Source organism: Stenotrophomonas sp. YJH_SMC_8 (assembly GCF_059371315.1).
Genome location: NZ_JCAFUL010000004.1, coordinates 205,745 through 226,136 on the forward strand (window position 1 = coordinate 205,745; position 20,392 = coordinate 226,136).

At 66.0% G+C, this 20,392-nt stretch carries 18 protein-coding genes and 1 tRNA gene; 6 read left to right on the forward strand and 13 right to left on the reverse strand.

Annotated features, from left to right (window positions below; all coding sequences use genetic code 11):
* Positions 1-158: 158 nt before the first annotated feature.
* From AC5P88_RS06615 to dtd, 8 genes are all read right to left on the reverse strand, one after another.
* Entirely contained in the window at positions 159-635 is a 477-nt protein-coding gene (locus tag AC5P88_RS06615; RefSeq protein ID WP_495224642.1) for a hypothetical protein, read from the reverse strand.
* Positions 636-666: 31 nt separating this feature from the next.
* Positions 667-1,203, reverse strand: a complete 537-nt coding sequence (locus AC5P88_RS06620) for an HNH endonuclease signature motif containing protein (RefSeq protein WP_495224643.1) — start codon at positions 1,201-1,203, stop codon at positions 667-669.
* Entirely contained in the window at positions 1,200-1,487 is a 288-nt protein-coding gene (locus AC5P88_RS06625) for a hypothetical protein (RefSeq protein ID WP_495224704.1), read from the reverse strand. The genes AC5P88_RS06620 and AC5P88_RS06625 overlap by 4 nt, the downstream gene beginning before the upstream one ends.
* A 344-nt stretch (positions 1,488-1,831) precedes the next feature.
* Positions 1,832-2,560 carry a hypothetical protein gene (locus AC5P88_RS06630; protein WP_165711031.1) on the reverse strand — a complete coding sequence of 243 codons (729 nt, stop codon included), beginning with the start codon at positions 2,558-2,560 and terminating at the stop codon, positions 1,832-1,834.
* 855 nt (positions 2,561-3,415) lie between these two features.
* Positions 3,416-4,630, reverse strand: a complete 1,215-nt coding sequence (locus tag AC5P88_RS06635; protein ID WP_165711032.1) for a tyrosine-type recombinase/integrase — start codon at positions 4,628-4,630, stop codon at positions 3,416-3,418.
* Between the two features lie 176 nt (positions 4,631-4,806).
* Positions 4,807-4,882, reverse strand: a tRNA-Ile gene (locus AC5P88_RS06640).
* Positions 4,883-5,044: 162 nt separating this feature from the next.
* Positions 5,045-6,898, reverse strand: a complete 1,854-nt coding sequence (gene rpoD / locus AC5P88_RS06645; RefSeq protein WP_125426734.1) for an RNA polymerase sigma factor RpoD — start codon at positions 6,896-6,898, stop codon at positions 5,045-5,047.
* Positions 6,899-6,987: 89 nt separating this feature from the next.
* A complete protein-coding gene (dtd, locus tag AC5P88_RS06650; RefSeq protein ID WP_495224644.1) occupies positions 6,988-7,428 on the reverse strand; it encodes a D-aminoacyl-tRNA deacylase in 441 nt (146 codons plus the stop codon).
* A gap of 61 nt (positions 7,429-7,489) precedes the next feature.
* Here dtd and AC5P88_RS06655 point away from each other — a divergent pair, with 61 nt between their 5' ends.
* The 4 genes from AC5P88_RS06655 (at position 7,490) to AC5P88_RS06670 (ending at position 11,744) form a co-directional block, all read left to right on the forward strand.
* Positions 7,490-8,410, forward strand: coding sequence for a lauroyl acyltransferase (locus AC5P88_RS06655; RefSeq protein WP_099554591.1), 921 nt, complete (start codon positions 7,490-7,492; stop codon positions 8,408-8,410).
* Positions 8,411-8,496: 86 nt separating this feature from the next.
* Positions 8,497-9,633 (forward strand): GTP cyclohydrolase II RibA, encoded by a 1,137-nt coding sequence (gene ribA / locus AC5P88_RS06660; RefSeq protein WP_111204611.1) that lies wholly within the window; start codon positions 8,497-8,499, stop codon positions 9,631-9,633.
* Between the two features lie 75 nt (positions 9,634-9,708).
* The gene (locus AC5P88_RS06665) at positions 9,709-10,209 is read left to right on the forward strand and encodes a PH domain-containing protein (RefSeq protein WP_111113042.1); all 501 of its coding nucleotides are present in this window, start codon (positions 9,709-9,711) and stop codon (positions 10,207-10,209) included.
* Positions 10,206-11,744 carry a PH domain-containing protein gene (locus tag AC5P88_RS06670; RefSeq protein ID WP_495224645.1) on the forward strand — a complete coding sequence of 513 codons (1,539 nt, stop codon included), beginning with the start codon at positions 10,206-10,208 and terminating at the stop codon, positions 11,742-11,744. Before AC5P88_RS06665 ends, AC5P88_RS06670 begins: the two co-directional genes overlap by 4 nt.
* 176 nt (positions 11,745-11,920) lie before the next feature.
* Here AC5P88_RS06670 and AC5P88_RS06675 read toward each other — a convergent pair whose 3' ends face one another.
* On the reverse strand, positions 11,921-12,979 hold the full coding sequence (locus AC5P88_RS06675) for a CDP-glycerol glycerophosphotransferase family protein (protein ID WP_049460274.1): 1,059 nt from the start codon (positions 12,977-12,979) through the stop codon (positions 11,921-11,923).
* Between AC5P88_RS06675 and AC5P88_RS06680 the strand changes: the two genes are divergently transcribed.
* Positions 12,978-13,796 carry a glycosyltransferase family 2 protein gene (locus AC5P88_RS06680; RefSeq protein ID WP_495224646.1) on the forward strand — a complete coding sequence of 273 codons (819 nt, stop codon included), beginning with the start codon at positions 12,978-12,980 and terminating at the stop codon, positions 13,794-13,796. The two genes, AC5P88_RS06675 and AC5P88_RS06680, sit on opposite strands and share 2 nt — an antisense overlap.
* A gap of 43 nt (positions 13,797-13,839) precedes the next feature.
* On the forward strand, positions 13,840-14,961 hold the full coding sequence (locus tag AC5P88_RS06685; RefSeq protein ID WP_111113039.1) for a glycosyltransferase family 4 protein: 1,122 nt from the start codon (positions 13,840-13,842) through the stop codon (positions 14,959-14,961).
* Here AC5P88_RS06685 and AC5P88_RS06690 read toward each other — a convergent pair.
* The 4 genes from AC5P88_RS06690 to fmt form a co-directional block, all read right to left on the reverse strand.
* Positions 14,934-16,223 (reverse strand): O-antigen ligase family protein, encoded by a 1,290-nt coding sequence (locus AC5P88_RS06690; protein WP_495224647.1) that lies wholly within the window; start codon positions 16,221-16,223, stop codon positions 14,934-14,936. The two genes, AC5P88_RS06685 and AC5P88_RS06690, sit on opposite strands and share 28 nt — an antisense overlap.
* A gap of 117 nt (positions 16,224-16,340) precedes the next feature.
* Positions 16,341-18,062, reverse strand: a complete 1,722-nt coding sequence (locus AC5P88_RS06695; protein WP_111113037.1) for an ArnT family glycosyltransferase — start codon at positions 18,060-18,062, stop codon at positions 16,341-16,343.
* A 23-nt stretch (positions 18,063-18,085) separates the two neighbouring features.
* Positions 18,086-19,417, reverse strand: coding sequence for a 16S rRNA (cytosine(967)-C(5))-methyltransferase RsmB (gene rsmB / locus AC5P88_RS06700; RefSeq protein WP_495224648.1), 1,332 nt, complete (start codon positions 19,415-19,417; stop codon positions 18,086-18,088).
* A 3-nt stretch (positions 19,418-19,420) separates the two neighbouring features.
* Positions 19,421-20,344 (reverse strand): methionyl-tRNA formyltransferase, encoded by a 924-nt coding sequence (gene fmt / locus AC5P88_RS06705; RefSeq protein ID WP_111113035.1) that lies wholly within the window; start codon positions 20,342-20,344, stop codon positions 19,421-19,423.
* Between the last annotated feature and the right edge of the window lie 48 nt (positions 20,345-20,392).

Consider the following 20,392-nt stretch of genomic DNA (forward strand, 5'->3'; position numbering starts at 1 on the left):
CTCCGCTTGGTATATATCTAGAAGGGTGTACACATAGCGACCTCGAAGGGGTGTGGATAACCGCCTGACTGGCCTGCATTGCGACCTCGTAGGTCTCTATACGGGCCAACTCAGAGCGGGATTGGCCTGCATAGAGACCACATTGGCCCACATAGCGACTACCCATTGCGATTCCTCCACAGGTTCAGTGGAGTTACGGTCGGTGGCTCAAGGTGCTTTTCGGACTCATCGACGGCGTAATAGGTCAGCGCGTACAGGCTGCACATGTTCTTGCCGCCCTTGCGCGTCTCGATGATCCAACCTGCGGCAAGGAGCTCCAGCTTGGCGCCATGTACCGTCGCCTTACTCCTCCAGCCACGGGTCGAGAGCATTGACCACGGGATGCTCAAATCGCCGTTCTTGCCTGGTCGGTATTGGCGGGCCAGCTCCAGCAACAGCTTGACGGCATTACCGGACAGTTGACCAAACTCCGGCGAGTCGGAAATCCTGTGCTCAAGCATCAGGAATGGCGGGCCCTTCGACCGCCCAACGAGCTTCTGCCGTCGCCTTTCAGTGTTCTTCTTGGGTAGCGCCTGCCCATAGCGGGCGCCGCTCTCTGGAGACCGCTGCGCGCGATCCTCACTTGTGCTGTGCATACACCCCCCAAGGGCATAGGTATGAGCCCGACTAGGGCTTCTTGCGACGTGCCTTCGCGGCGCGGGACCCAGGGAGGTGCGCCCAGGTCTGTCCGCTACGAACTTGGTTCACCGTGCGAAGAGATATCCCGAGCCGCTTGACCCAAACCTTTGAGGGAATGCTCTCTGCGCTATCGCGTATTGCGCTGACTTGGTCAGGCGTCAATTTGCAGTACGGTGATCTGCAGCCGTACAGCGCCAGACTGTTCTTAGCCTGCCTGGCGCGGTTCTCTTGGGGGGTCACCAAGTCTAGGTTGGACAGCGCGTTGTTACCTGCGTCGGAGTCGAGATGATCGATCTGCATGCCCTCAGGGATAGGTCCGTGAGCGGCTTCCCACACCAGTCGGTGTGCGTACCAAGTCACGGGTGTACGGGCCTCCGATTGGCGCCGTATCACCCTCACGTAGGTGTCCGAAGTCTGGATCCCTACTTCTAATCCATCCGGGTCAAAGATCCGGCCCGTGGAAAGACTCACAAGGAGGCCAGACGACGCGTGTGGCACAAGCTGACCAATAGCTTGCTCCGTCATAGCTGCCCCTCCTCCAGGTCCCCTGAGTCAATCTCCTGTCCCCTTGAGGAGTTCAATGCCTGCCAGGCGCGCTGGACCTCTTGCGGGACGTAGTACTCGACCACCTTGTACCGTCCGTGGTCGTCCTCGTGCATGGCGGGGTAAGCCTCAATAAGCCCACGCTCCAGCAGTTCCCTGACGGCGCGCCGCGTAGGGGCTGGACGAGCGCAGCCGGCCGTCCACCCAGCCGCATCCAGAAGAGCCGACTGCTCCCGATTAAGGCAGGAAAAATTGAACCCGTTCACGCTGCGACCTCCGTGGAGGCCGCAGCGAGCCGTGCGGGTAGTGTGTAAAGGCTATCGAGGTAGACGAATCGACGTGTGCCGATGCTAACTGTCTCAAGCAGACCGGCCTTTGCCAGCTCATAAGCCTTAGAGCGGCCGATACCTACCTTCGCGCATTCCGGAATGAAGGGCCGGAAATCCCGATGTCCATATGTATCCATTGACTGCACCGTGTGGCCGCTATGCGCGGCGGGTGAGTCGAAATTTAGATACCAAGCCAAGTCCACAACATGCCATCAACAGAGGCATTTCTGACTTTTGCTCAGGTTGAACGAAAACTGCAATGACCTACTTTTGCTTCAGGTCTAGCTGACGATGCGCGAACTTGTCTCCACAGGAGCAAGTTTTGAAACTGCGGCCTCGTCCAGGTCATCGGCTTCGAAGAAAACTGAAGTCAAAGCTAGGACGACAGTCCTGTAGGGTTGACCGAACTCATTGAGAAGTTCCTTTGTCTGCCTCCGCATAAAGCTAAGACGAGCGGCGTTTGGATCGTTTGGCTTTTTGATGTGGGATTGCAGCTCGCCTAGACGCTCCGCGCCGTTCTGTATCGCATCCAAGACCAGACCTAGGTCAACCGTTGCGAGGTGGTACATAGCGAATCTTCTTTGAATGAACACATCTTCAGCCTCATCTTCGTCAAGCCCCTCATAGTCTTCGCTGTGACGCTCCTTGTAGTTCACCGCACTTGTTAGTACGGCAAAGTCCAGTTCTGGCTGGAACGGCCATCCAAGGCCAGTCACGTCGTCATGGAACGGAGACAGAAGGTCGCGTAGCGCCGCACAGTGGGACATGACTCTTTTAGAGGTATCAATCCGCTGCTTGGCGGTCATCTTCTCGAACGGCTCAAACTCAGCCAGCGAACGTTGGACCGACCAATGCAGCCAGTCCTCAAGACTCGTAGCCCAAGGGAATCGATTCCGCCTCTTTTTCCCTTCTAGAACCCTCAAACATGTTGAGAACTGCGCAGATGTCTCAAGCGTGCGCGCGATATCGGCAGCGCGCGCCGTGGGATAAGACTTGTCAGCGAACTTCATGGACTCTCCATCGGACGAGTGCATTGAGGATTTACCCGTGCGGCAATTGGATGTTAGCCCTCATCTGGCGGAAATCTGCCATAAGGGAATCCACCATACCTCTGACTTGGCGCCGCGCTTGGGACTTCGTCGTTGGCGCACTCCCATCTTTGCTCGGGGCCATCAATATTCGCATTGCAATGGAATCAAGAAGCTTGGCTGCCCTCTTTCGGCGTTCAATTGCGGCGTGCCGCTCGTTTCGAAGGGCTCGCTGACGCGCCCTCTTCTCCGCTGCCGCATGTCGCCTTTCTTGCCGCTCGTGAGCTCTTCTGAGGACATCCTCTGGAAAACCCAGCGGCAACATGTCGTCCGTTTGATCGTGGGCTGAAGCGTACCAATGGACCCCGGCACGCCGGTTGTAGGACGCCTCCTCGAAGAGATGGCGCCCGGCATCTGGGGATACCTGGTCCTGCAATGGGCTCCAGCCAATTTCCTGAGCTCGTATGAGAAGCCGACTCGCGTTCAGCCTCTCCGTCACAACTTGGCCAGCAGCATCAAAGTAGCAAATGCAGAACTTGTCACGTCGATGAAGGGCGAGCCACTCGACGCAAGGTAGTTGGTGGGCGACTAAGACCCTGGCGGGTACACCGGATTCCAGGAGCTCATCAATCGGGTCCTGATGCTGAACGGGGACACTAGCGATGGACCGGCCTCTACGCATACGTGCTGAAGCAAAATCTATAATCTTGCGATCCATGATCGACTCCTCAATAGTCGGTTGTGGTAGGCCGAGCTAGGGGTTCCCGCCCCTTTCTCGGCCGCTTTTTTTATGCGGTTCTACTGCCTTGATGGCCCTCCTTAAGGCCTCTGTGAGATTTAGGCGCGCTTGGCCTTGAAGGTCAGCACGTTCGGTTCTGCAACCCGCAGTTGGTCGAGGTAGTCGGACCAGGCCTGCATCATCTTCCGGCGTTCCGGCAGGTGAGTCGCCCGGTTGTAGGCCCGCCCAAGCGGATCCTTTACCGCATGCGCCAACTGATGTTCGATGTAGTCCGGGCGATAGCCAAGCACTTCGTCCAGCACCGTTCTTGCCATCGCTCGGAAGCCATGGCCAACCATCGTGTCTGAGTCGAAGCCAAGGTTTCGGAGCGCCGCGTTCATCGTGTTCTCGCTCATTGGCTTCAGCGAGCTGCGGACGCCAGGGAAGACAAATTCGCTCCGTTTCGTATACGGGTACAGCTCCCGGAGAACCTCAACGGCCTGATCGGACAGAGGGACGATGTGCGGCGTTTTGGTCTTGCTGGTGACGTAGCGCCACTCTGCAGCATCAAGGTCGATGTCAGCCCACTTCGCCTGCCTAAGCTCACCCGGGCGGACAAACACCATCGGTGCTAGCTTTAGCGCTGCCTGTGTGACCAGTGCCCCCTGGTAGCCCCACAGCGCGCGCAGGAGGCCTCCTATAACGGCAGGATCAGTCACGCTGGCAAAGTGCTTGGTCTGAGGCTGTTCAAGCGCCCCTGTGAGGTCCTGAGCGGGATTTCTGTCAGCACGCCCCGTCGCGATGGCGTAGCGGAAGACCCGCCCAGCATGTGCCCGGGCGCGATGCGCGGTTTCTACAACACCGCGCTGTTCCAACTTCCGCAGCGCAGCCAGCAGTACGGGGGCGGTGATGTCCCCAATAGGCAAATCCGCCAGTCCAGCCAGATCCTTCTCGATCAGCCGACGCTCACGCACAACCGATCCAGGGGAAAGGCCCTCCTTCGTTCGCTTGGCGAGCAACTCCAAGCCGATGGCCCCGAAGGTGTTCGCGGCCCGCTCTCCTTGGACTGCCTTTTCAACCCTGGCCACTTGAGCGGGATTAGCCCCGCCGCGCAGGAGCGAGCGCAGACGGTCGCGTTCGACGCGGGCAGCCTGCAGCGACATCGACGGGTACTCGTCGAGCGTAACGATGCTGGCCTTTCCCAGATAGCGGTAGCGGTAGCGCCACACCTTGGCTCCCGAGGGGCGCACTTCAATGCACAAGCCGTTGGCATCAGCCACACGGAAGGGACTGGCCTTCGGCTTGAGCGAGCGCAACTTGGTGTCGGTCAGCATGTGAGTCGAGCGCCTGTGAGTCGTTTAGGGGCGTCTAGCCCGCTGACACACAGCCTGACTCACTTTTTTTGTGGATGCAAGTGGATGCCGCTGGACGGCACTGGATGCCTCGCAGGGCTTAAATCAAGCAACTCAAGGGTTTTGCGGACGTCTCTGGACTTCGCTGGACGTCAATGTGGTGGGCCCACCAGGATTCGAACCTGGAACCAAGGGATTATGAGTCCCCTGCTCTAACCGTTGAGCTATAGGCCCGGCGCAGCTTCACAGTGTAGTAGAGCCTGCGCTCGCTCGGCTACCCGGCAATCGCGAACAGCAGCCGAGCATGGCACGGCTCTACAGAAAGCGCAGGCACCCCAAAAAGAAAAACCCCGCACCAGGCGGGGTTTCTCTCAACGCTTCAACAACCGCCCGATATCAATCGATATCCAGGAAGCTGCGCAGCTGCTCCGAGCGGCTCGGGTGACGCAGCTTGCGCAGGGCCTTCGCTTCGATCTGGCGGATGCGCTCGCGGGTCACGTCGAACTGCTTGCCGACCTCTTCCAGCGTGTGGTCGGTGTTCATGTCGATGCCGAAGCGCATGCGCAGCACCTTGGCTTCCCTCGGGGTGAGGCCGGCCAGCACGTCGCGCACGGTTTCAGACAGGTTGATGTTGGTGGTGTTCTCGATCGGGGACTCCACGTTGGTGTCCTCGATGAAGTCGCCCAGATGGGAATCCTCGTCGTCGCCGATCGGGGTTTCCATCGAGATCGGCTCCTTGGCGATCTTCATCACCTTGCGGATCTTGTCTTCCGGCATGTCCATTTCCTTGGCCAGCTCCTCCGGCGTAGCCTCGCGGCCGTACTGCTGGAGCATCTGGCGGGAAATGCGGTTCAACTTGTTGATCGTCTCGATCATGTGCACCGGAATACGGATGGTGCGTGCCTGGTCGGCGATCGAGCGGGTGATCGCCTGGCGGATCCACCAGGTGGCGTAGGTCGAGAACTTGTAACCGCGGCGGTATTCGAACTTGTCCACGGCCTTCATCAGGCCGATGTTGCCTTCCTGGATCAGGTCGAGGAACTGCAGGCCGCGGTTGGTGTACTTCTTGGCGATCGAGATCACCAGGCGCAGGTTGGCCTCGACCATTTCCTTCTTGGCCTTGCGCGCCTTGGCTTCACCGTAGGCCATGGCACGGCTGATTTCCTTCAGCTCTTCCAGGTCCAGCTGGGTCAGCGTTTCGATGTCGATCGTCGCCTGCTGTTCGGCAATGATCTGGTCCTTCACTTCGCGCAGGGCCGAGGACCACTTCTGCTTGCGCTTCAGTGCGTCTTCCACCCACTCCAGGTTGGTCTGGTTGCCTTCCCAGGAACGGATGAAGTCCTTGCGCGGCATGCGGGCAGTGACGGTGGCCAGGTTCAGCACGCGGCGCTCGTGGGCCTTGATCGACGCCATGGTGTCGCGCAGCTGCTTGGTCAGCACATCGGTCAGCGGCAGCGGCAGCTTCAGGGTGACGAACACCGCCGACATTTCCTCGCGCAGGCGCGGCAGGTTCTTCTTGTCGCCCTTGGTCGCGGCCTTCTTGAAGGCGTTGAAGGCATCGCTCAGCGCCTGCATGCGCGCAGCGACTTCCTCCGGGTCCGGACCGGTCGGTGCGGCTTCTTCATCGGCACCATCGACATCGTCGTCCTCGTCCTCGTCGCCCTCGGCGTCGGCATCGCTGCTGTCATCGGCAGCGGCCGCCGGCGGTGCCGGCTCTTCATCGGTCAGATCGTTGAAGCCGACGATCACTTCGGCCAGGCGCTTCTTGCCTTCCTTGTGGGCTTCGTAGTCGGTCAGCAGCGACTCGACCGAGACCGGGAACTGGCCCAGGGCCGCCTGGACCTGCGAAAGGCCTTCCTCGATGCGCTTGGCAATGGCGATTTCGCCTTCGCGGGTCAGCAGCTCGACGGTGCCCATTTCGCGCATGTACATGCGCACCGGGTCGGTGGTACGGCCACCTTCGGTGTCGAGCGCGCTCAGCGCGGCGGCAGCTTCTTCAGCCGCGGTGTCATCGACTTCGCGGTTGCCGGTGTTGCCGTCGTTGAGAAGCAGGGTTTCCACATCCGGCGCAACTTCATGGACATCGATGCCCATGCCGTTGATCATGCCGATGATGTCTTCGATCTGTTCCGGGTCGACCATGTCGTCCGGCAGATGGTCATTGACTTCGGCGTAGGTCAGGTAGCCCTGTTCCAGGCCCTTGCTGATCAGTTGCTTGATTTCGGATTGGGCAGGACGTTCGTTGGCCATGTAGTGCTCGCGCCACCGGCAGGGAGAAATAGGGAACGTAGCATTATACCAGCCCGGGGCCCTGCCTGCCGGGCGGTGGTCCCGCAGGCTCAGGGCCGGAGAAGGAAGGTCACAGGACCGTCATTGACCAGGCTGACGACCATATGGGCACCAAATCGGCCCGTTTCCACCCCTGAGGCGTGATTTTCACGACAGATCTCGACAAAACGGTTGAACCCGCGTTCAGCCTCCTCCGGCGGCGCGGCCGTGGTGAAGCTCGGCCGCATGCCCGAACGGGTGTCGGCGGCCAGGGTGAACTGGCTGACCAGCAGCAGGCCGCCGCCGGTATCACGCAGCGAGCGGTTCATCTTCCCGGCCTCGTCGGCGAATACCCGGTAGCCCAGCAGGCGCTCGGCCATCCGCCGCAGCTGGGCCTCGGTATCGCCCGGCTCCATGCCGACCAGGGCCAGCAGGCCGGGCCCGATCTGCCCCACGGCTTCTTCGTCGACATGGACGGCGGCCTGGCTGACACGCTGGATCAGGACGAGCATCGTGGGCTTCCAATGAACAGGGCCGGCCACGATAGCAGCGCCCTTGGCTAAACTGGCGCCGATGAATCCGCAACGCAAAGCCCGGCTGGTCTACCGCGCCACCACCCTGTTCGCCCGACTGCCCTGGCCGCTGCTGCGGGCGTTCGCGCGCGCCCTGGCGTGGGCGTGGATCGCCCTCAATGCCCGCGAGAGCCGTGTCACCCGGCGCAACCTGGAGCTGGCCTACCCCGAGCTGGACGGCGCTGCCCGCGACCGGCTGCACCGGGAGCTGCTGCGCTCCACCGCCCTGCAGGCCATCGAAACCCTGCGGCTGTGGAGCCAGACGCCGGCCGACAACCTGCGCCTGCACCTGAAGCAGCGCCATGGCGAGGCCCTGTACGACGCGGCGCTGGCCAGCGGCAAGGGCGTGATCGTGGCCGCCCCGCACTTCGGCAACTGGGAGCTGCTGAACCAGTGGCTGGCCTCGCGCGGGCAGATCGCCATCGTCTACAAGCCGCCGGAGGACGAAGCCAGCGACGCCTTCCTGCAGCTGGTGCGTGGCGGCCAGAACGTGCAGCAGGTGCGCGCCGAAGGCCCGGCCGTGCGCCAGCTGTTCAAGGTGCTCAAGGACGGCGGCGCCACCGGCATCCTGCCCGACCAGCAGCCCAAGGCCGGCGATGGCGTGTTCGTGCCGTTCTTCGGCGTGCAGGCGCTGACCATGACCCTGGTCAACCGGCTGGCCGAACGCACCGGCGCCACCGTGCTCTATGGCTGGTGCGAACGCATCGGGCCGGACATGGAATTCGCCCTGCACATCGAGCCGACCGACCCGGCCGTGGCCGATCCGGACCCGCAGGTGGCGGCCACCGCACTCAATGCCGGCATCGAACGCATCGCCCGCCGCGACCCGGCGCAGTACCAGTGGACCTACAAGCGCTATACGCTGCGGCCACCGGGCAGCGACGAGGAAGACCCCTACGCGACCGAAGAGCATCCCCACTGACGGCGACCCGCCCAGGGCCTCCCGGTCCCTGCGACCGGCGGCCGCACCGCGTTGAATTCGATGCCGTCGCCCCCATAGAGACCTCGATGTCCGCCTCCCCCGGTCCTGCCATGCCTGCTGCTTCTTCCCTGTTCGGCGATCCGGCCGCGATCCGCTGCGAGCGCGCGGTTGCCGAACTGCGTGCCGGTCGCCCGGTGCTGCTCCACGATGGCCAGGGCCAGCGCCTGGCGGTGATCGCGCTGGACAGCGCCACGGCCAGCAGCTTTGCCGCCTTCGCCACTGCTGCCCGCGAGCGCCACTATCTGTTCCTGACCGCCACCCGTGCCCGCGTGCTCGGCGTGGAGGCACCGCAGGGCGCGCGCCTGCCGCTGAGCGGTGTGGCCTTTGATGCCCTGCCCTCGCTGGGCTACCTGCGCGAACCCGGTCCGATGCCGGAAGGCTGGAGTGCCGGCGACGCCTTCGATGCCGGGGCGGTGGAACTGGCCCGCCTGGGCCTGCTGCTGCCAGCGATGGTCGCGGTGCGCCTGGACGTCGATGACCACACTTTCGACGGTGCGGCCGAGGTGGCCCTGTGCGACCTGGCCGAAGGCGCAGCACATGCGGCCCACGACTACGAACTGGTGGCGCGTTCGCCGGTGCCGCTGCGCGACGTCGGCATGACCACCTTCGCAGTCTTCCGCGGCGGCGTGGCGCAGCGTGACCAGGTCGCGATCATCGTCGGCGAGCCGGACCTGTCGGCAGTGGTGCCGGTACGCGTGCATTCTTCGTGCCTGACCGGCGACCTGTTCGGCTCCCTCAAGTGCGACTGCGGCGACCAGCTGCGGCGCGGCCTGCGCAAGCTGAAGGAGCTGGGCGGTGGCGTGCTGCTGTACCTGGACCAGGAAGGCCGCGGCACCGGCATCGCCGCCAAGATGCGCGCCTATGGCTACCAGCACGACGGCCTGGACACCATCGACGCCGATGCGCAGCTGGGCTTCGGTGCCGACGAGCGCCGCTACGGCAGCGCCGTGGCCATGCTGCGTGGCCTGGGCATTTCGCGCGTGGCGCTGCTCAGCAACAACCCGACCAAGGCGCAGCGCCTGCGCAATGCCGGCATCGAAGTGCTGGACTGCATTCCGGTCACCGGCGAGATCACTGCCGAGAACGAGAACTACCTGCGCACCAAGGCCGATCGTGCCGGCCACCTGCTGGATGTCGATGCGCTGATCCAGGCTGCCCAGTAACGCAGCCGACCTGCTACCGTCTGCGCGGTGCGGCCATGGCCGCTACCGCCCGCCCTGCTGCCTGACGGAGCCCGCGTGACCGACGCCTCGATTCCTGCACCACCTGCCACCGATTGGCAGTCACTGCCGCAACGTGCAGCCCGCCTGGCCGCACTGGAAGGTGCCTTTGGCGGCCTGTTCGTCCCGGGCCTGCCACTGGCGGCGGCGGCGTGGTTCTTCGATCTGCCCGGTGGCCTGTGGACCGCTGCAGCCGGGCTGCTGATGGGTGTGGCCTTTGGTGCATGGCTGGGCCGTCGACGCCTGGTCCGCACCCGTTGGCGGCTGGACGCACAGGGCCTGGGCCTGCGCCGCGACCTCATGTGGCAGCTGGAAACGCGAATCCCGCTCTCGCGAGTGCAGCATCTCGATCTGCGGCGGGGCCCGCTGGAGCGCCGTGCCGGGCTGGCCACGCTGATCGTGCACACCGCCGGCACCCGCATGAGCGCGGTGACCGTGAGCGGCCTGGACGAGGCCGACGCCGAACGCCTGCGTGACACCCTGTCCCACCAGCTCGACCAGGACGCCGACGCCCTGTGAGCCTGCCGCCCCCCCTGCCTGCACCGCTGCCCGCCGGTACCGAGGACCACCGGCTGCACCCGTGGTCGTGGCTGTTCGTGCTGCTGATGCAGCTGCGCCACTACTTCCTGCCGCTGGTCGCGCTGCTGGTGTTCGGCCAGCGCGGCGACCGCGATCCGATGTGGGCGCAGCTGATTCCGCTGACGGCAATTGCCGCGCTGGTGCTGGTGTCGGTGCTGCAGTACCTCAGCTACCGCTATCGCATCGGCAGCGACGCGATCACCGTGCGCAGTGGCCTGTTGGCGCGCAACCGCCGCGAGATCCCGTTCGCCCGCATCCACAACGTGGAAGTGCGGCAGAACCCGCTGCACCGCCTGTTCGGCGTGGCCGAGCTGCGCCTGGAATCGGCCGGCGGTGTGCGCCCGGAAGCGGAGATGCGGGTACTGAAGCTGGACCAGGCACTGGCGCTGGAACGGCTGGTCCGCCAGCGCGGGCAGGCGCCGCAGGCCGACGACGCCGTGGATGCGCCGCCCATTGCCGACGTCGACAGCGAACACGTGCTGCTGCGACTGTCCAGCTGGGACGTGGTGCGCATGGGACTGCTCTCCAACCGCGGCTGGGCACTGGCGGTGGCCGCGTTCGGCGTGCTGTTCCAGACGGTGCCGCGGCCGGTGATGGACGACGCCATCCAGCGCGGCGGCCGTGAGGCCTTCGGCTATGCCAGCCACCTGCATCCCGGCGTGACCGGTGCCTTCCTGCTGGTGGCAGCAGCGCTGCTGCTGGGCTGGCTGGCGCTGCGCATGCTGTCAGTGGTGCTGACCCTGTTGCGTTACCACGGCTTCACCCTCGTCGAGCAGGACCGCCGCCTGACGGTGTCGGCCGGGATGTTCAGCCGCACCCGCAGCAGCGTGGCACGTCGCCGCATACAGGCCTGGACCCTGCGCGAAGGCACCCTGCAGCGCTGGTTCGGGCTGCGCCAGCTGCGCATCGACAGTGCCGCCGGTGGCCCTTCGCGTGATGAGGACCGCGCCCTGCGCGAACTGGCGCCGCTGGCAACCCGCGAACACTGCACACAGCTGGTGCAGCACCTGCTGCCCCAGCTGCACTGGCCGCCGGCGCAATGGCAGTCCATTCCGCAGCGCGGCTGGTGGCGGCTGTGCCTGGGCGCGCTGCTGCTGGTGCCGCTGCTGGGCGTCGCCACGTATTGGCGTTGGGGCCCCTGGGGCCTGGTCGTGCTGGCCTGGCTGCCGGTCGCACTGCTGGTCGCACACCGGCAGATGGCACGCATGGGCTGGTATCTGGACGAGCACTATGTGGCCGTGCGCGGCGGCTGGTGGAAACGCTGGTGGCGCTGGGCCGAGCTGGACAAGGTGCAGGGCCTGCGCCTGCAGCGTTCACCGCTGGACAAGCTGCTGGGCACCAGCAGCCTGCAACTGGATACCGCCGGTGCACATGGCGACGTGGCACTCACCCTGCATCATCTGCCGCAGGCACAGGCACAGCAGGCGATGGATCAACTGGCGGCCGCGCTGGCGCGGCGCAAGCTGCGCTGGTGATGCGGGCATCCACGCATGGCGTGGATCTACTGGACATCACTGCGTGCGTGGACGCCCGACGGTAGAGTCGACTGACAGTCGACTATCGCGCGTAGCGCGGGGTTTTCGCGACCCGAGAGAAGAGCAGTCGACTGACAGTCGACTCTACACGGGCGACGCCGTCGCCCCCCCCCCGATCACCGCTGCGACGGGCCCCAGTAGCCCAGATCCTTGCGGATCTGCAGGTCGCGCATCCAGCTGCCGAACGGCTTGCGGCGCAGCGTCCCCATTTCACCGGACAGGAAATCCTCGGTGGCCGCGATCACCCGCTCGCTGGAAAGGCCATCGCGGTACGGGTGGATGGCATCGGCGTAGCGCACGATTTCCGCCTGCAGCGCGGCGTCCGGGTGCAGCGCGCGCTGCAGCATCGCCGGCAACTGTGCCGGGTCGTCGAAATCAATCATGTGCGGCTTCGGCACGCGGTTGCGGAAGGTCACCACCGGCTTGTGCTGGACGATGAACTCCGAAACGATCGACGAGGTGTCCGACACCAGCACATCGGCGGCACGCTGCGCGGCCATCACCTGCTCCGGCTCGATGAAGCGGGCATTGGCACCGGCCAGCGCACGGTAGCGCTCGAACAGTTCCGGCGGGCACTTGGGGTGCAGGGTCAGCAGCCAGTAGCGCTCACCGGCCGCGATATCGGCGGCGATCTGCGCATGCAGGTGCGGCGCCGCACTCAGCCGCTCGGTGAAGGTCGAGCCGAACAGGATGACCGGGCGATCGCCGGCCGGCGCGCGCAGTGCGGCGCTCTCGCCACCGTCATCGCGGAACAGCGGGTCCAGCTTCGGCCAGCCGGTCTCGGCCACCGCGAAGTGGCCCTGCTGGGCCGCGATCTCGCGGAACGGCGTCGTGGTGGCCGGCCCCTGCGTGCAGTACAGGTCGAACATGCCGCGCACCCGGAAGTGGCCGCGCGCACTGTCGCGCTTTTCCACATTGAAGCCATGGAACAGCTGTACCTTGGCCCCCGAAAGGAAGGTCGGCACCCAGTTGGCCGCGCTGAACACCGCCCGCGGGCGCATTGCCAGGGCCTGCTTCAGGCCGACGTTGGGCACCCCCGGCAGGCTGCTGCCGGCCGCGCCGCCTTCGAACCAGGCCGCAACCTCCTGCCCGGACGCGTGCAACGCCTGCGCCAACGGGGCGAGAATAGGCAGCGCATAGCGCTCCGTCGCAAACAACAGGTATCCGGCCATCATGTCCTCCACGACCGCTCCCATCGAACGGCCTCGCATCTCGGCGTGCATTATCGCGTTCAACGAGGCAGGGCGCATCGGCGACTGCCTGGCCTCGCTGGCCTTCTGCGATGAGATCGTGGTGGTGGACTCGCAGTCCACCGATGCCACCGTGGCCATCGCCAAGGCGGCCGGTGCCCGCGTGCTGCAGCGCGTGTTCGAGGGTTTCCGCAGCCAGAAGGCGTTCTGCGTCGAGCAGGCCAGCCACGACTGGGTACTGTGCCTGGATGCCGACGAGCGCATCAGCCCCGAGCTGCGTACGGCCATCGAACAGGCCCGTGACGGCGGCTTCGCCGGCCACGCCGGCTACCGTTTCGCCCGCCTGTCCGAATACTTTGGCAGGTTCCTGCGCCACGGCAACGCCTACCCGGACCGGGTGATGCGCCTGTTCGACCGCCGCCAGGGCGGCTGGCGCGGCAAGCGCGAGATCCACGAGGCGGCCAGCGTCGACGGCAGCGTCGGCACCCTGCGCGGCGATCTCATCCACTACCCCTATCGATCATTGCAGCAGCAGCTGGCCAAGACCGAGAAGTACGCACGGATGATGGCCGAGCACGAATTCGCGCGTGGCAAGCGCGCCACGCTGGGCAAGCTGGTGCTGGCCCCGGCCTGGCGGTTCTGGCGCGGCTTCCTGTTCCGGGGCGGCTTCCGCGACGGCTGGCACGGCCTGGTCTATGCCTATGTGCGTGCCAACTACGTACGGCAGAAGACCATCATGCTGTGGATGCTGGGCAACGGCCAGGCGGTGGCCGACCCTCCGGCCCCCGTGGAACGGCCCTGAGCCGGCTGTGTCACACTTGCCGCGCGTTGCCTGAAGATCCCCCATGAAAATCCTGTACACCAACTTCCACTACGGCGACGGTGGCGGCCACACCACGTACATCGTGTCCCTGGCGCGGGCCCTGCATGGCCAGCACACGCTCCATGTCGCAGCCCCCGCCGACAGCCGCCTGCTGCGCACGGTAGCCGAGGAAGGAATCGCCACCCCGCTGCCGATGGCCTTTGGCAGCGGCCTGCCGACCCTGCCACAACAACTGGCCGAGCAACACGCGCTGCGCCGGCTGGTGCGTGACGAGGGCATCGACCTGGTCCACGTCAACGGTGCTCGTGATCACCGCTTCGTGATGCAGGGACTGCTCGGCATGCGCCGCCCGCCGATCATACTGACCAAGCACAACAGCAAGCCCACCCGTACGCTGGGCAATGCCTTCAGGGCACGCTGGGCCACCGACCGCGTGATTGCGGTTTCGGCACACACCGGGCGCCTGCTGGAGCAGGGCCCCTACCGGCGCTGCCCGATCGATGTGGTCCGCAACGGCGTCGACCTGGACCGCTTCGCACCGCTGCCGGCCGATGCCGGCCAGGCGATGCGACAGCAATGGACGCAGGACCCTGATGCGCTGCTGCTGGTCAGCAACGCCGGCACCGATGACTACAAGGGCTGGATCGACCTGGCGCAGGCCATTGCCCTGCTCCCCGACGCGATCCGCCCGCATGTGCACATGGCGGTCGCCGGTCACCTGCCCAGCGCGCAGCAACGCGCGCAGGTGCAGGCTCTTGGTGACGTCGCCGCGCAGGTCCACTTCACCGGCCTGCTGGCCGATACGCGCCCACTGATCGCCGCCGGCGACGTCGGCTTCGTGCTGTCCAACGACATCGAAACGATCTCCTTTGCCTGCCGCGAAATGATGGCCAGCGCCAGGCCGATGCTGGTCAGCGACTACGCAGGGCTGCCGGAAAACATCGAGCAGGGTGTCGACGGCTGGGTCGTGCCCACCCGCGACGTGGCCGCCATCGCCGCGCAGGTGCAGGCGATGTATGAACAACGCCAGGCGCTGCCGGCGATGGGCATGGCCGCACGCCACCATGCGGAGCGCGAGTTCGGCCTGCAGACCTTCGCCGGGGCGACCCTGGCCAGTTACGAAGCGGTGCTCGCCTCGGCCTGATCTGCCCGGCGCGGCTCGGACAGGGCCAGCAGCAGGGCAACCCAGGCGGCATAGAACGAGGCGGTTCGCATGTCACGCAGCATCATTTCGGTGACCCCGAAGACGGCGAATGCCACGCAGATGCTCAACCCTGCCGCGGCATGCAACCGCGACCGTTCGTCGCCACGCCACAGGCGTGGCACGAACACCAGCGCAGGGGCCACGTAGACCAGCACCAGGCCAAGCCCTCCCAGCACGCCGTAGGTGGCCAGGAAATACAGCAGGTCGTTGTGGGTCTCGCCGAAATCACGCGCGACCATCGCCGACACCTTTCCCTGCCCGGCAAGTCGTTCCAGTTCCTGGCGGAAGCGGTCGCCACCACCAACACCGAACACCGGCTGCTCGCGGATCATGTAGCCCGCCGCGGTCCACAACTGAAGGCGGATGCAGACCGAAGTATCGGCCAGGTGGTCGGCACTGCAATCGCCATACTCGCTCACGCCAGCGTCGATGCGATCGCGCAACGCACCATCATGGGTGGCGACAATGCCGACGCCGGCCGCCAGCACCAGGCCCAGCAGGATCTTCATGCGGCCAAGCCGGCGCCCCATCACCAGCAGGCCGATCAGCAGGAAGCAGGGAATCGCCAGCAGGCCACCGCGGGTCTGCGTCCACAGGAATGCGACCAGGCCAAGGATGCCGGTCAGCAGCTTCAGCGTGGCTTCGATGCGGGTGAAACGGGTCACCGGCAGGCCCAGCGACATCAGGCTCAGCACACCGAACAACAGGGTCAGGTCGCCGTAGGTCACCGCATTGAACTGCTGGGTGGCAGGCCGCACGCCGGTCTCCAGCGCCAACCAGCCAATGATGGCTGCTGCCGACCACACCGCGGGCAGGGTGCCAAGCATCGCCCGCGCAAGGATCCTGCGCGGCACCCGCAGCGCGGCGAACAGGATCAGCAGCATCGACAACAGGCGCGCGGCCTTTTCGACCTCCGATCCCTTCCAGATGCCATGCACGCCCAGGCTGATCAGCACGCCGGCCAGCATCACGCCCATGCCGATGCCCATCCACGCATAGCGCCGGGCGGAACCGGGCAGCAGGCGCGGAGCGGCCGAGGGCAGCACCAGCAGGACGATCGACAGCAGGATCGCCAGGTAGAACCCCGCGCTGCCGCCCTCCATGGTGATCATCAGCAGCGTCGGCAACGCCCCCAGCACCACGGCGTAGGCGCCGGCCAGGAGGCCCGTCGTGCGGGAGGTAGGCGGGGAAAGCGGAGTCACGTGGTGCGGTCGGCAGGTCGGTAGCGATAGACCGGCACGGTGCCGGGAGCGGCCCTCATTCTAGGACAGAGCAGGCCGCTGGTTGACGCAGACTGGCCATGTTTGTCGCTCATTCGTTCAGTCCGCATCCGGCGGTCCCTGCAGCCGGTACTCGCGCTCCAGCTCCTTCAGGTCAGGCACGCAGGCTCCGGACACCGCCCCGGCGGGAACCAGCCACCAGCGACGGCGGTTGGATATGCCGGCCATCTCCGCCCGCGAACGATCAATGCACCCCTGCATGGCATCGTCATTCACCAGCAACCAGCGATGCCGGGGGGACAAGCGCTGCCAGCGCACGGCCGCCTGCAGCTGTTCATGCCAGCGGTTCTCGAATCCAAAGGTTGCCGCGCGGCGGTCCGCCATCAGCAGATTCTGTTCCTTCCAGGCCACCAGCCCCAGCTCCGCGTCTGGCCCGAGACGCGTGCCGACGTCACGCATCAGACCACGCGCGGAGCTTGAATCATTCAGCAACGGGTAGCCGAGCAGGCCGTAAAGCACCCAGGCCACGGCCAGGGTCGATACCAGCGCCAGATGGCTTCGACGCCAGCCAGCCACCACCAGGCTCAAGCCACCCCATAGCCCCATCGCCAGGATCGTCCACGCCAATGCATCGGTGGCGCCGGGCGGCAGTCCGCGCCCATGGGCAAGGCTCACCTCGAAGCGCGGATCACCCAGCAACGCGAGCGCCCCGACCAGGCTCAATCCCAATGCCAGCAACGCGGCAAACCCTCCCAGTACCGCCTGCACATCCCGTCGCTTCAGCAGCCCGGGCAGCAGCGGTGCCAGCGCCAGGCAGAACATCGGCAGCGCCGGCAGGATGTAGACATCACGCTTGCCCTGGGGAATCGAGAAGAAAAGCACGACCAGCACCCACCAGGCCAGCGGCAGCAGGTAGCGTGGATCGCGGCGGCACAGGCGCCGGCGCCACGCCGGGATCGCCCATGGCAGCGCCAGGAACGCCGGTATCCACATCGCTGGCATGACACCGAAGAAGTACCACCACGGCTGGTGATGGTCCCAGGACTGCGTGTAGCGGCGGGCCGTCTGCCGCACCAGGATGTCGTTGATGTAGGCGCGGTACTCGTCCGACCCGGTGCCCAGCGCGGCCAGCAGCATCGGCGCCAGCCACAGCGATACCGCCAGCAGGAAGGCCAGCGGTGCCAGCCAGAAGCGGCCATCGCGCGCGTGCAGGGAAACACGCGGCCACTGCAGGGCTGCGGCGATGGCCGCCGGCACGATCATCAGCAGCGCCAGCATGCCCACGCCCTTGGTGATCACCCCGATACCGGCAAAGAACCAGCCCAGCCACCACCAGCGCCAGGCCGGGCCCAGCAGCAGGTGGCGCAGCAGGCCATAGTTGGCCAGGGTGATGAACAGCACCAGCAGCGGATCGATCTGCGCCTTCTTCGCCTGGAAGGTGAACTGCAGCGCGAACAGCAGTGCCCACCCGGCGCAGAGCCCGACCTGGCGCGTCCACAGCCGGCGCCCCAGATCGACCACGCACCACAGCGTGCCCAGTGCGGCCAGCAGCGAGGGCAGCAGGAAGGCCACGCGCCAGTGGCCAACCAGGCCGTACAGCGAGGCCTGCCACCACATCAGCATCGGCGGCTTGTCCGAATACAGCTCGGTTCCGCGATGCGGGAACAACCAGTAACCGCTATCGACCATCTGCCTGGCCACCAGCGCGAAGCGTGGTTCGTCAGAGGGCCACGGATCGCGGAGACCGAGACCGGCCCCCAGCACCAGCAGGGCCACCACCACGAACAACCACGTCTGGCGCGACGCGTGGGTTTTCAGCATGGGACTCGAAACGGCAGCGGGGGTCAGGCTGCTTTTATCAGACGCGCGTAGAAGAAACCGTCAGCATCGTTGTCACCGGGCAGTCGCTGGCGTGCCACGCCTTCGCAATCCACGCCGAATGCATCGCCCAGCGGCTGCGCCACGGCGTCCGGATGCCACTTCAGGAACGCACGCACCTGATCGATGTTCTCCGCGCGCAGGATCGAGCAGGTGGCATACAGCAGCACGCCGCCCGGGCGCAGCATCGACCAGCAGGCTTCCAGCAGGCGCGCCTGCACGCCCACCAGTGCATCGATGTCTTCGGCGCGACGGTGGAACATCACATCCGGCTGGCGGCGGATCACGCCCGTGGCCGAACACGGCGCATCCAGCAGGATCGCGTCGAACGGCACGCCGTCCCACCACGAGCCGGGATCGCTGGCATCGGCGACCAGGGTCTGCGCATGTTCGCCCACACCGGTGCGGGTGTAGGTGTCGCGCGCACGCGCGAGCCGGCGCGCGTCGATATCCAGCGCCAGCAGGCGCAGGCTCGGGTCACGCTCCAGCAGATGCGCCGACTTGCCGCCGGGTGCCGCGCAGGCATCCAGCACGCGGGCACCGGTCGCGGGCGCCAGCGCATCGGCGGCACACTGCGCCGACAGGTCCTGCACCGACAGTGCACCGTCGCCGAAGCCCGGCAGCTGGTTCACGGCAACGGGGGCCGCCAGGCGCAACGCATCGGCACACAGTGCAGTGGCTTCAGCGGCAATGCCGGCCTCGGCCAGCGTCGCCAGGGCCTTGTCGCGACCACCGTGCTGGCGGTTGGCACGCAGCCACAACGGCGCGGGTTGCAGGCTGGCGCTGAAGATCGCTTCGGCGTGCGCCGGCCAATCGCGTTCGATCGCATCAGCCAGCCATTCCGGGAAGGCGTCGCGCGCAGGCTGTTCGGGGAACCCCTCGCGCTGGGCGCGGCGCAGGATCGCGTTGACCAGGCCAGCCTGGCGCTCACGGCCCAGCGCGCGCGCCGCATCGACCGTAGCCGAAAGTGCTGCGTGCGCAGGCAGTTCGAGCACGTCCAACTGGGCGAAGCCGACCATCAGCAGCGTGCGCAGGTCGGCATCGCGCGCCGACAGCGGCTTCTGCATCCAGGCCTGCAAGGCCGCGTCATAGGTGCTGCGACGGCGCAGCACGGCGAAACACAGGGCTTCCAGCAGCGCGCGGTCGCGGCTGTCGGCCAGCTTCGGCAGTGCCCAGGCCAGTTCGGCCTTCAGCGAACGGCCACGGGTGAACACCTGTGCCAGCACGCGTGCGGCCAGCATGCGCGTGGCCGCGCCCGGTGCCGCCTTGGCGACGGAGAAATCGTTCTGCTTGGACACCGCTTATGCCCCCACGCGCAGATCGCGGCGAGCGTTGAGGTAGTCGGCAGCGGTGATCGCCTTGCCGCCTTCACGCTGCAGCACGCGCAGGCGCAGCGCGCCCTGGCCACAGGCAATGTCGATGCCGTCGCGGCCGGCGGCCAGCACGGTGCCCGGTGCCTGGCCGTGGTCCGCCTCCAGCGCCACCGCGCCGTGGATGCGCACCCGTTCACCGGCCAGCGTCGCCTCGGCGATCGGCCACGGATTGAACGCGCGCACGGTACGCGCCAGCGCGCCGGCGTCCTGCGCCCAGTCCAGCCTGGCTTCGGCCTTGTCCAGCTTGTGCGCGTAGGTCACGCCCTGTTCCGGCTGCGGCCGCGCGATCGGCTTGATGCCGGCGCGCAGCAGGCCCAGACCGTCGGACAGCACCTGGGCACCCAGCTCGGCCAGCTTGTCGTGCAGCTGGCCGCCGGTATCGGTGGCGGCGATCGGAAGCTCCTGGTGCAGCAGCACCGGGCCGGTATCGAGGCCAGCTTCCATCTGCATCAGGCACACCCCGGTCTTCGCGTCACCGGCCTGGATCGCACGCTGGATCGGCGCGGCGCCGCGCCAGCGCGGCAGCAGCGAGGCATGCACGTTCCAGCAACCATGGGTCGGGATGGCCAGCACCGCCTTGGGCAGGATCAGGCCATAGGCCACCACCACCATCAGGTCCGGCTGCAGGTCGCGCAGCTGCTGCTGGGCGGCCGCGTCCTTCAGCGACTCCGGCTGGTAGACCGGAATGCCACGGGCCACGGCTTCGAGCTTGACCGGCGAAGGCGCCAGGCCACGGCCACGGCCGGCCGGGCGATCAGGCTGGGTGTAGACGGCCACGACCTCATGGTGGCGCGCAGCGGCGCGCAGCGACGACACCGCGAATTCCGGCGTACCGGCAAAGACAATCCTCATGGCTACCCCACTTGCAGGATGGATTCGTGCAGGAAAGAAAACGGCGCC

Coding starts and splice junctions, on each gene's coding strand:
- AC5P88_RS06615 (WP_495224642.1), bottom strand. CDS start 635: ATGCACAGCACAAGTGAGGATCGCGCGCAGCGGTCTCCAGAGAGCGGC.
- AC5P88_RS06620 (WP_495224643.1), bottom strand. CDS start 1,203: ATGACGGAGCAAGCTATTGGTCAGCTTGTGCCACACGCGTCGTCTGGC.
- AC5P88_RS06630 (WP_165711031.1), bottom strand. CDS start 2,560: ATGAAGTTCGCTGACAAGTCTTATCCCACGGCGCGCGCTGCCGATATC.
- AC5P88_RS06635 (WP_165711032.1), bottom strand. CDS start 4,630: ATGCTGACCGACACCAAGTTGCGCTCGCTCAAGCCGAAGGCCAGTCCC.
- rpoD (WP_125426734.1), bottom strand. CDS start 6,898: ATGGCCAACGAACGTCCTGCCCAATCCGAAATCAAGCAACTGATCAGC.
- dtd (WP_495224644.1), bottom strand. CDS start 7,428: ATGCTCGTCCTGATCCAGCGTGTCAGCCAGGCCGCCGTCCATGTCGAC.
- AC5P88_RS06655 (WP_099554591.1), top strand. CDS start 7,490: ATGAATCCGCAACGCAAAGCCCGGCTGGTCTACCGCGCCACCACCCTG.
- ribA (WP_111204611.1), top strand. CDS start 8,497: ATGTCCGCCTCCCCCGGTCCTGCCATGCCTGCTGCTTCTTCCCTGTTC.
- AC5P88_RS06680 (WP_495224646.1), top strand. CDS start 12,978: ATGTCCTCCACGACCGCTCCCATCGAACGGCCTCGCATCTCGGCGTGC.
- AC5P88_RS06675 (WP_049460274.1), bottom strand. CDS start 12,979: ATGATGGCCGGATACCTGTTGTTTGCGACGGAGCGCTATGCGCTGCCT.
- AC5P88_RS06685 (WP_111113039.1), top strand. CDS start 13,840: ATGAAAATCCTGTACACCAACTTCCACTACGGCGACGGTGGCGGCCAC.
- AC5P88_RS06695 (WP_111113037.1), bottom strand. CDS start 18,062: ATGCTGAAAACCCACGCGTCGCGCCAGACGTGGTTGTTCGTGGTGGTG.
- fmt (WP_111113035.1), bottom strand. CDS start 20,344: ATGAGGATTGTCTTTGCCGGTACGCCGGAATTCGCGGTGTCGTCGCTG.